Origin of the sequence: Flavihumibacter sp. CACIAM 22H1, from assembly GCF_001601815.1 — a bacterium.
In the GTDB taxonomy this organism is placed as follows: domain Bacteria; phylum Bacteroidota; class Bacteroidia; order Chitinophagales; family Chitinophagaceae; genus Flavihumibacter.
Genome location: NZ_LUKG01000023.1, coordinates 46670 through 56890 on the forward strand (window position 1 = coordinate 46670; position 10221 = coordinate 56890).

The 10221-nt window shown below is 41.7% G+C and carries 9 protein-coding genes; all 9 read right to left on the minus strand.

The genetic code is table 11. The features are described from left to right. Positions 1 to 106: 106 nt before the first annotated feature. Positions 107 to 1180: a glycosyltransferase gene (locus A1D16_RS08635; protein WP_290708960.1), complete on the minus strand. Its 1074-nt coding sequence runs from the start codon at positions 1178 to 1180 to the stop codon at positions 107 to 109. Then, positions 1177 to 3687 (minus strand): hypothetical protein, encoded by a 2511-nt coding sequence (locus A1D16_RS08640; protein WP_290708961.1) that lies wholly within the window; start codon positions 3685 to 3687, stop codon positions 1177 to 1179. Before A1D16_RS08640 ends, A1D16_RS08635 begins: the two co-directional genes overlap by 4 nt. A gap of 173 nt (positions 3688 to 3860) precedes the next feature. Next, positions 3861 to 4742 (minus strand): glycosyltransferase family 2 protein, encoded by an 882-nt coding sequence (locus A1D16_RS08645; RefSeq protein ID WP_290708962.1) that lies wholly within the window; start codon positions 4740 to 4742, stop codon positions 3861 to 3863. A 4-nt stretch (positions 4743 to 4746) separates the two neighbouring features. Then, entirely contained in the window at positions 4747 to 5679 is a 933-nt protein-coding gene (locus tag A1D16_RS08650) for a glycosyltransferase family 2 protein (protein WP_290708963.1), read from the minus strand. Continuing rightward, entirely contained in the window at positions 5648 to 6607 is a 960-nt protein-coding gene (locus A1D16_RS08655; RefSeq protein ID WP_290708964.1) for a glycosyltransferase, read from the minus strand. The genes A1D16_RS08650 and A1D16_RS08655 overlap by 32 nt, the downstream gene beginning before the upstream one ends. A gap of 4 nt (positions 6608 to 6611) precedes the next feature. After that, entirely contained in the window at positions 6612 to 7496 is an 885-nt protein-coding gene (locus A1D16_RS08660; protein ID WP_290708965.1) for a hypothetical protein, read from the minus strand. Then, a complete protein-coding gene (locus tag A1D16_RS08665; protein ID WP_290708966.1) occupies positions 7496 to 8929 on the minus strand; it encodes an MBOAT family O-acyltransferase in 1434 nt (477 codons plus the stop codon). Before A1D16_RS08665 ends, A1D16_RS08660 begins: the two co-directional genes overlap by 1 nt. A 12-nt stretch (positions 8930 to 8941) precedes the next feature. Next, positions 8942 to 10036 carry a glycosyltransferase gene (locus tag A1D16_RS08670; RefSeq protein WP_290708967.1) on the minus strand — a complete coding sequence of 365 codons (1095 nt, stop codon included), beginning with the start codon at positions 10034 to 10036 and terminating at the stop codon, positions 8942 to 8944. Beyond that, on the minus strand, positions 10033 to 10221 hold a 189-nt coding region (locus A1D16_RS08675), incomplete at its 5' end, for a hypothetical protein (RefSeq protein ID WP_290708968.1). The genes A1D16_RS08670 and A1D16_RS08675, both read right to left, overlap by 4 nt.

The window sequence follows — 10221 nt, forward strand, 5'->3', positions numbered from 1 at the left end:
CAATTATGCCATTTGTATATATATAGTTCTGGGACTGATCCGGAATGGCAACTATATTAACATTGGATTTTTCTTATTTTTCTTTATCTATTTTGTATCAAATAGATTACTGGTTAATAGTCCGGGGGCCAGCCCCCAGGAGCGTATTCGCCCAGGTTTGGGGTGAAATGGCTGCTGCCAGTTCCTGGCTTTTGTGGCCCATTTTAATAAGCTCAGCCACTGGTGTGGAAGCTATTTTTTTAAACGCATCTACGATATCAGCTCGTTGATGAGAAGCAATCATCCATCCATTTTCTCGACAAAGAAAACTGTCGCCTGCTCCTATTTCTGCGCTCAGAAGAAGAGGAAAACCGGCTGCAGCCATTTCATGTACAACTACTCCCCAGGGTTCGAACTTACTTATTAAAACAAACACACCGGCCTTCTCCAGGATTGGCTCCATTTCAGCCGGTTGCAAAAAGCCAAGGTGTTTTATTTTCGGATGTTCTACCCTGTTGGCAAATCCCTCACCTGCTCCCACACACCAGAGTTCCCATTCAGAGGGCGCTGTTTCCTGCCATTGTATAAATGCATCCCATAATTCTTCATAAGCTTTTACCGGAATATACCTGGCCACACAAAGCAATACCCTTGGAAAAGCTTCAGCTTTAGCCGATAGCGCAGCAGCACCTACTTTAGAAAAAAAGCTCGTATCACAGGCATAAAAATCCACTAACACCTGTTCTTTCCGGAAACCCAAAAAAAGTGCATAGGAAAACTGCCGCTGACCAGGCACCCAAACAAAGGAAAAAATATGCCTGAGCAATAAAGCGCCGCTCCATTTCCAAACCAGTTGTTTCCAACTTCGGGTCAGCTGATTATCCAGGGTCAATATACAGGTAGCACTGTTTTTTAGCCGGTTGGAGAGACGGATATAATTTTTGTTAATCCATCCGCAGCAGATCAACTTTGTAGGTCTAATTTTCACTGCATATGCTTCCATTTCACGGTAGGAGGAAAATGTTTCGATTGAACGGAAGGTTCCGATCGACGAAAAGTCAAATACAAAAGGTGCTTCCTTATTAACGGGAAAATGCACCACATAAATTGCTGCTGCTGGATCCTGTTTCTTAAGCGCAGTTAAACAGGCCATCGTATAAGCAGCCAGCTCCGTATATAAAAAAAGATAGGTCGTTTTCATGGTATCAGGGTAAATCCGCGCAAAAAAATAGTTCCTTTTTGAATAGTCAATTCCATCTGCCCTTCTTCATTCACGGGAGCATTTTCCTTAATTTTGGCAAGCTCCAGAACGGCTCCTTTTTTTACCATTCCCTTCCATTCATAACGAGCTTTCCCAACAGATAATTCTAAGTCCACCCATTCTTCGTTGTCTGTTCCGGTGGTAAGCAGTATTCTTTTATAGGACGACCTGTCTTTATCGGGCAGGGCGTACGTAAGGCGGGTGCCGGCACCGGCCTTTACATAAGTGGCAAAATCGGTAAAATCGCTATTGTTAACTGACTTTGTGATAATGGAGAAAGCACCGTTCCCTTTACTGAACATAGTAGCTCCCAGCACTGCCTCCTCTGACCAGTAATAAGGGTGGTGTACTTCGTGCCATGGATCAACCTGATAAAAAACAGGATGTGTTGATAAAAGGTTTTTCAGAACGTATACAGAACCCTGCCGACGTATCCGGAAGCTTATCTTCTTACCTTCCAGTTCAATAGTGGTTGTACGCTCATCCGGCACATTTCCAACCTGATTGGTATTGGGTTGAATACTTCCATAAATAAGGTACTGCTCTTTCCATTTTCGAACCAATACCAGATCATTGGGTGCAGAAGCGTTTTGCCTGAACTGACCTATCCGGTCGGTTTTGGGAGCTGGGTTAAGGAGTGTGCCCTCCGTAAAAAAATCGGGCACCTGTGAGCGGATTGCCTGAGCATAAGCTGGCATAGCAACCTGGTAGGCATAACCTCGGGGATCATTAGGGCCTGCGCCGTTGGGCCAACGGCCACCCGGACCAGTAACGTTAAAATAGCCGGTGTAAAAGAAATCGGCACCCAGCATAACCATTGCCTTAAGCAATGCAAGCCATTGAGCAGGTCGGATGTTATGAGTTTCATCGGCCCAACCCGCTGAAACAAAAGGTGAGAAATTTTGATCGCCCAACTCAAGCTCCAACATCCTTCCGTAGGCGATGGCTCCATAGCCATTATAAGCTCCTGTGGCATTCTGCCAGTTAGAAGGCGTAAGCGGATAGAAATCAGGAGTCGACCGGATGCTGCCATCTCTCCTCCTGTTTACCACCCTTCGAGTAGCATAATCGGCCCAGAATTCAGGTTGCACACCGGAAACCTGGAAAATAGAAAACTCTGTGGAACGGGGCAATCCTCTTAGTACAGTTTCCCGAAAAACAGTTTCCAATCTTGTTTGAAACCGACCAAAATATGCCTGTGGAGACAGTCCGGAAGCACGATAGGCTTTCCACACTGCGGGATCTTTTTGCAATAGATTTTCCCGGTATGCTGTTCCGAATACTTCACCATTTTCGCTGATCAGCGCAGGGGCTCTACCCAGTTGATCTGTTAACTGTGATAAATAAAAAACGGTGGTTTCTGCATCTTTCCTCATGATAGAAGTATCCATAAATGGAGAAAGTCTTTTTTTTCCGTTTTCCAACAGAGGCCTGCCATCACTCGCTTTTAAATAACTACCCGCTGTTAAGTCCTGTGAACTGATATAGGGCCGTTGTGATGAAAATCCTGCATGTGAAGGATTCTGTTGCGCCTGCATACTAATTACCGAATACTCAAGTTCCGGGTATTGCCTGGCATATTGAACCAATGCACCTGCAAGGCTTGCTGTTGAACCATATTGCCTATTGGCTGATTTTTTATCCAGTCTCAATAACGGAATATCTAACATATAATGCCAGCGTCTATACATCAGCGCTTCGATTTCAACTGCTCTTGCAGGATCCGGCAAACCGAATCCTTTACCTCCCTTGCCAGGTAATTCACGGTGTAGATAAGCTATATCCATCCAGGAAATATTTCTTGGAAGTGTAGTTTGGCATGCATACCTGGGTGCCGGGAACTTTTTGAGTTGTTCTGTCAGCGAAACAGTATAATCCGGAAACCCGGGAGCAAATTCTTTTACATCAAATGGGGTACTCATTGCTGCCACATTAGCCTGTTTTTTTCCGCTGGTAGCCGATAAAGAAGCAATTGCATTGGCCGGAAGATACCCTGAAAAAAAGCGAAGCTCATCTAAACGGGCATTTCCTTTAAAGCCATCACTTGCTTCAAAAACTACCGAACCTGCCGATTGTACAGCAGCTGTAGAGGCATTGATCAAAACCCCATCGGTCCAAATTTCCCGCCTGCCTTTTGATTTACTGTAATTGAATACAATATGGTGCCAGTTATCATCTGTATAATAATCGTAGCTTAACCTTCCAGCACCTGTCAAATCAACTTTATAAAACATTCGGACCTCCTTACCTTGCTGAATGGTGGTAGTTGTAAAACTAAAATAAGGATAATTAAATGTTACTGAAAAGGCCTGCTTCGGATAACTGATAAATTCAAAACTACCTCCTTTAAAGAAAAAAGAAAGGGCAAATTCATCTTTCCTGATCCGTTGTAGCGCATTCGTAGATAACAGGCAGGAATTACCTTTTATTTCCAAGCCTTCTTTCATTACCCCTTCAATTGTAGCGATGGAACAAGGGTTGCTTCCAGGATTTAAGGCAGCTCCTATTGGCTTGCCTTCTCGGTAATCCGGCCTATTAAATGGAAAAGTAACGGCCGGTTCAGGTATTTGCGAATACGTTATAGCGCACAAAAAATTCAGAAAAAAAATCAACCTATACTTCATAAGGCAGCAGAAAAAACCACTTTTACAAATTTAGCCCAGGAAACCCCACCCGGATTTCGAATAAACTTACCAATAGAGCTCACACTAAATACCGCAGCTAACGTCAATGCCTGGAAGCGGTTTTTGTGAATACGCAGAAATAATACAATATTTCTGCGTTTGTACAGGAAGCGCCAGTCTGTTTTTTCAGACTGGTGTAAATCTGCACCAGCATGCATTACACTGCTTACTGGGATAAAAAAAATTGCCCTGTTGGCTTTTTTAAGCTTAAAACACAAATCCTGCTCTTCATTATACATAAAATAGCGTTCATCAAATCCTTTAATCCTTATATAATCAGTCATCCTGATCACAAAACATACACCATTCAAACAACTCACCTGTATTGGAGTGGAAGCTGCTGCGCTTTGGTTAATAGCAGAATAGTTTGCTTTAAAACCAATTACTGAAGAAATGCTTGTCAGAGGAAGTATAGTATTCTGAACAGTTTTACCGTCGCCTTCCACAACCATTGGTCCTACCATTGAAACCGCTGTGTTGTTATCAAGGAAATTGCACAAACTCGTCAGATAGTTCCTGTTAACCAGTTCTACATCACTGTTTAAGACGTGGATATAGGCTTCCCTTTCCAGCTGGCTGATATAATCAACTGCACGGTTAACTCCATACCCAAAACCTCCGTTCACCGGTTGTTCCAGCAGCACAGCATTGGAAATAGTGGCAATACCTTCTTTAAGAAGGAGCAGGTTATTTCTGTCAGATAAATTATCAACAACAATTATTTGGTGGGGGCGCTCAGTACAATCTGCCAGATCACCCGTGATCCGCAAAACATCATGGGGCGTATTATAATGAACAATAACAGTATAAACAGTCAACTTATTAGCGCTTAAAATGTCTAAAATTCTTACCCTTCAGGAAACCTCGAAACCGTTCATATTTTAGTGAAAAAACCGTGGTTCCTTTAAAAAGAGAAAAAAACGCAACAATTCCTAGTGCTAGGGCAAAAACAAGTCGGAATAATTGCGCGTATAATACAGAACGATATTGTCTAAAGTAATGTGCATATCCATAGAGCGCATCTAACTGCAGGTACACTCGAAGTACTGAATTGCTATTTCCTGTACCGCCTTTAGACTGGTGATGAAATACCTGCGCGTTTGGCACAAGTACTATTTTTTTATTGTCAGCATAAATCCTCCTGCACAGTTCAAGGTCTGATCCGTATATAAAATAGGCCTCATCCAGTTGATAGGTGCGAGAAAAAACCAAGGCTGCGCCAGCAGGTTGTTCTACCATTTGCTGCACGGAAAAATCTAGATCAGCGTAGGTATATTTTCTATACGCCGGAAATTTCAACCACCATTTAGCCGGAATAAAAAACTCTACCAAAAGCGCGGCGATAGTAGGAAATCGGCGCACATAATTCTGTAATTCGCCATTCGGAAAATAAAGATTGGGGGCTGCTGCACCAATAGATGTATTTTGTTGGAGGATATTTATTAATACCGTCCAGCTATCATTTTTAAGCCAGGCATCCGGATTCAACAAAAATATATAGTCTCTATCCGATTCCCGAATTCCCTGATTACAAGCAATGGTATACCCTTTGTTATGCGAATTGAGTAATAAGGTAATCCTGTTTTTATAGGGTAGTAACAGGGAGGTTGTACCATCGGTTGATGCATTATCTACCACAATAACCGAGTCTGATCCGAATTGAAGTACTGAGTTAATACAGTCTTCAATTACCTCAGCACAGTTATAGCTAACAATTACAAAGCTAACCGCCTTTTTTATCCCTGTTCCAGACATGTTCAAGTTCTTCTGTAGTTTTATTACCAGGTGTAAAAAAGAAAGAACGGAAATATTTTATAATTAGTTTACAACCAGGATAAAGAAAGCGAAGGCCGCAGGCGTTATAAGCCATTTTAATGGCGGGCCAAAATTTATTGTTTAATCTGGCCTGTAAAATAAAATTTCCATAGGCCGTGTAATAAACCGGAATAAGGTCCTGCTGCTTTTCAAAGTGAAACTGTAACTCAGGCCTGATTTTTTCAAGCACCCTCACCATGGTCTTATTCATTTTGGCCTGGTTACTGGTCATGCTTCCATAATGCAGGCGGACACTGGATAGCACTTCCCTGATGCAGGCAAAACTGCCTCCTCGGCAGGCTAATCGAAGCCAGAGATCCCAGTCTTCCAATTCGCGCAACTGCTCATCAAAAAGGCCGGCTTCGAGTACAGCAGCCCGTTTAACCATTGCGCTGTTTACATGAATAAAATTGCCGTTGAGCAGATTCGGAAGTATCAGGCCTTCGTATACAGGAAAATTTACCGGCATTCTCTGTTGCAGATCTTTTCCGACAAACCATTCCGAAAGGCTGTATACTACAGTAACAGTTGGATTATTCCGGAAATAATCTATTTGGCGGGATAATTTAGTCGGATAAATAAGATCATCCGCATCCAGAAAAACCAGATAGTCTCCTTTTGCCTGGAGGATGCCGGTATTCCTGGCCCCTGCCAGTCCTTTATTAGGCTGGCGGATGCAGTTTAAAGCATTGCATTCCGGATATTTTTCTGCCAAAAAAGGCTGTACTGGTTCCACACTTCCATCATCCACTACAATTATTTCAATGTTCTTGTAATCAGTGCTCAGAACAGCATCAATTGCATCCGGAACAAACTCGATCGAATTATAACAGGGAATAATAATGGATACAAGTGGCTGGACCAGCATAAGATTAATCAACAATTTTTTTCAATTCTGCTTTCAAAGCTCGAGAAAACAATTCAGCTCCATTTTTATTTAAATGGTCATAATCCGCGAAACAAGAGTCTGCCAGGGGAAAATGTTGAAAATCCAGAAATGGCAGGTCTGCAAAATTGTTCCTGTATACATGTTGAAGATCCTGCTCATTGTCTACTTTATACAGTGCGTGTACAGGAGTCCTGACTAAAACAGGTTGCACATTTTTGGATTTTGCCATTTCTATTATTTTTTTCAAATACCGCAGATTCACCGAATGTATACCGGTTTCATACAGGTTCATGGCATTGTTGGTATTCTTAACAACAGAATCAGAAAGTTGGTTTGTCAGAATACCCGGTCCTCCCCATTCATTAATTGGAAATTTACCAGTAGATACGGCTTTCAGATCAAAGGCTATAAATTTAGCAGTTGCCATGATTACCGCTTTAGGATTCTCCGAATAAATGAGTTTCAGGTCTTCTACATCCATCCAATTCACATATTTTGGCAGGTGGTGCGAGATAAAGGTTTCATCTTCATACCATCGTTGAATGGAATTCCGGATCATATTATTGGAAAACCCTATAAGCAGGTACCGGATCTCAGGGTTTGCCTCAAGCAGTTTTTTTGCCTTTGTATACGAATAAAAATAAGCTTCCCCGTCTGATCCGAAATTTAAAAGATTATCAAGGATTTTCTCATTTAAGGCATAGGTCACATGCGAATTACCGATTGCCAGAATTTTTTTATGTGGCGCCGTTACTTTAAAATGAGCTCTTTGTTTTGACAGGATTGTGCCCGCAAGTAAGCAGACAACTATTATGCTTGTCAAAATGCCTAAAAAAAACCCGGTTCTTAGCAGAAATTTCTGGATCATTAAAACTGGAAATAAATAAATGTTTGCTCACGGCCGCCAAAAAAATAAATCGACAAGCATATCAGGCAATAAAATCCCCATCGGACAGGTGTTGGGCTGTTCACAAAAAAATGCTGTATGGGATAGGGATTTCTCCTGCCCATCCATTCAATTAGCAACAAAATAGCAATACCTGCAAAAACTGCTGTAGGCATAAACTGGGGTAATTGCCATTTGTTATTGAACAGAATTTCATAAACAATAGCGTTCGCTTCCTGGATAGAGCGGGCTCTGAAATAAATCCAGGCCATGGTGGTCAGGAAAAAAGTAAAAAGCATACGTGCCCATTCAATTGTGCTGATACGACCTGAATTGCCGATGATGTCCAGGTATTTGCGATTCGAACGGCTGATCAAACCCGGTAAAAAGTAAAGGCCATTAATAGCTCCCCAGGCAATATAGGTCCAGTTGGCTCCATGCCAGAACCCACTAACCAGGAAGATAATCATTGTATTACGGATGGTTTTGGCCATGGAACCAGCACTACCACCCAGTGGAAAATATACATAATCTCTGAACCAGGTTGATAAACTGATATGCCATCTGCGCCAAAACTCGCTTATGGTTCTGGAAAAATAGGGGTAGTTGAAATTCTGCATATACTGAAAGCCAAATAACCGGGCAATTCCGCAGGCCATATCTGAATAGCCGGAAAAATCTCCATAAATCTGGAACGCGAAAAGCAGGGCCGCAACAAACAGCGTGGTCCCATTGTACGCATGTGGATTGTCAAATGCCATATTTACCCAGGAAGCACAATTATCTGCAATTACCACTTTCTTAAAAAGCCCCCATAATACCTGCTTAAGTCCATCTACCGATTGGTTATAATCAAATTTCCGCTCTTTGCGGAACTGAGGTAACATATTGGTGGCCCTTTCTATGGGACCAGCCAGCAATTGCGGAAAAAAACTTACAAAGCCAAGGAAAGTGATCACATTTTTTTCAGGTTGCAGTTTTCTTCTGTAAGCATCAATGGAATATCCAAGTGACTGAAACGTATAAAAACTGATTCCTACCGGTAAAATAAGCTGAAGAGAATCGGTCGTTGGCTGGTACCCAAAAAATCGAAAAGCACTTACAAAAGAGTCTACAAAGAAATTATAATATTTAAAAAAACCAAGTAACCCAATATTACACAGAACACTAATGGTAAGCAGCAGTTTTCTCTTTTTTATAGACTCCACCACCCCAAGTGACCGCCCTATAAAATAATCAACCAGTGCTGTAAAGAGAAGCAGAAACAGGAAACGCCAATCCCACCAACCATAAAAAACAAACCCCGATAAAATAATAAACGCGTTCTGCCAATTGGTTCTACCCTTCAGAAGAAACCAGTAAATACAGTAAACGATCGGCAAAAAAATTGCAAACTCAATCGAATTGAAAATCATGCACAGTGTTTGTTAAACCAGTTTCTGTATAAAATCCGCGGTGGTTTCAGCCACTTTCTTCCAATTATAGTGTTCTGTTATGAGCTTACGTGCGTTGGATCTAATATGCCCAAGCTGTGCATATTCCCGTTTACAATAATCAATTTTTTGTATCAGTTGGTGAAGGTCGTTTTCTACCAAAAACCCGCTTTCACCATCAGTAATTATTTCTGATAATTGTCCCATGTCGTTTGCCAGTACCAATAGCTCCATACTCAGGTAATCGAACTGTTTAAGTGATGATCCGTAAAACCCATACTTACACCAATCATAACTATTATACAAACAGAATCCGACATGACTTGCTTGTAGAAATTCCGGTAATTTATCGTGGCTGATTTCTGCCAGGGAAAGCAGATTTGGAAGAATCGCCTGGTTGTAGGTCGAACGATTACTCATCACTAAAAAAAAGATATCAGTATCCTTTTCCGCATAATACTTAGCCAGCTCTACCAGCATGTTGGTTCCTTGCCAGCCTATTGCACCATTCCCTGCCCAACTGATAACAAACTTATTCTTAACGATGTTGTAAAGCGGATTCTGCGGGGTCAGTTCCTTACGTTTAAAAAGGGTGGGATCAGCTGCATTTGGTATGCTTATAGCATTCTGTATTTTCAAAACCTGCTTCGAATAATTTTCAAGAATACGGCTAACTGAAATACTTCCATCGCAAAAACGGGCAAGCAACTTCCGTTTAAACTGTTGCCGGTTAAACCAGCGTTTAATCCTGGCTGGAACTCCTTGTTGGTAGGCGGCAAAAACCTCCTCAACGGGCGCATTTATCTCCCACACTACTTTAACTCTCCCGAAGCTCAGCAGTTTTACAAGTGTAAACCAATCGTTCCACAACCAGGGGTTAATACGTATATATATAACATCTATTGAACGGATAAAAGAAATCAGTCCGCGTATATTTTTTGGATGATCGATCGTAAGGGTATTCTGTCCAATTCCTATCGTATGCAGCTCCACACCTTCTTCCCGCAGATTTTTGAACAAATGATACCCATGTACCGATGCGCTACTGGAAAGTGGATAGAATTTCGTATAGATAACACCTAGTTTCATGCCGTGTTTTTGGTTTTCAAAGCAGCCAGCAGGTTAGCAGAAATTTCTTTGGAAAATAATAAAACCAGGCTTGCATACGCACCAAAAAATAATAAGCCGGCTATAATTAATTTACCAAAAGCCCCATTTAATGGCAGAATATCCACTATGAACCAACTTAGCCCGGCTACTGCACAATATAGCAA

Excerpts from the sequence above, each read along its gene's own strand:
- A1D16_RS08635 (WP_290708960.1), bottom strand. The coding sequence starts at position 1,180 with ATGAAAACGACCTATCTTTTTTTATATACGGAGCTGGCTGCTTATACG.
- A1D16_RS08640 (WP_290708961.1), bottom strand. The coding sequence starts at position 3,687 with ATGAAAGAAGGCTTGGAAATAAAAGGTAATTCCTGCCTGTTATCTACG.
- A1D16_RS08650 (WP_290708963.1), bottom strand. The coding sequence starts at position 5,679 with ATGTCTGGAACAGGGATAAAAAAGGCGGTTAGCTTTGTAATTGTTAGC.
- A1D16_RS08655 (WP_290708964.1), bottom strand. The coding sequence starts at position 6,607 with ATGCTGGTCCAGCCACTTGTATCCATTATTATTCCCTGTTATAATTCG.
- A1D16_RS08660 (WP_290708965.1), bottom strand. The coding sequence starts at position 7,496 with ATGATCCAGAAATTTCTGCTAAGAACCGGGTTTTTTTTAGGCATTTTG.
- A1D16_RS08665 (WP_290708966.1), bottom strand. The coding sequence starts at position 8,929 with ATGATTTTCAATTCGATTGAGTTTGCAATTTTTTTGCCGATCGTTTAC.
- A1D16_RS08670 (WP_290708967.1), bottom strand. The coding sequence starts at position 10,036 with ATGAAACTAGGTGTTATCTATACGAAATTCTATCCACTTTCCAGTAGC.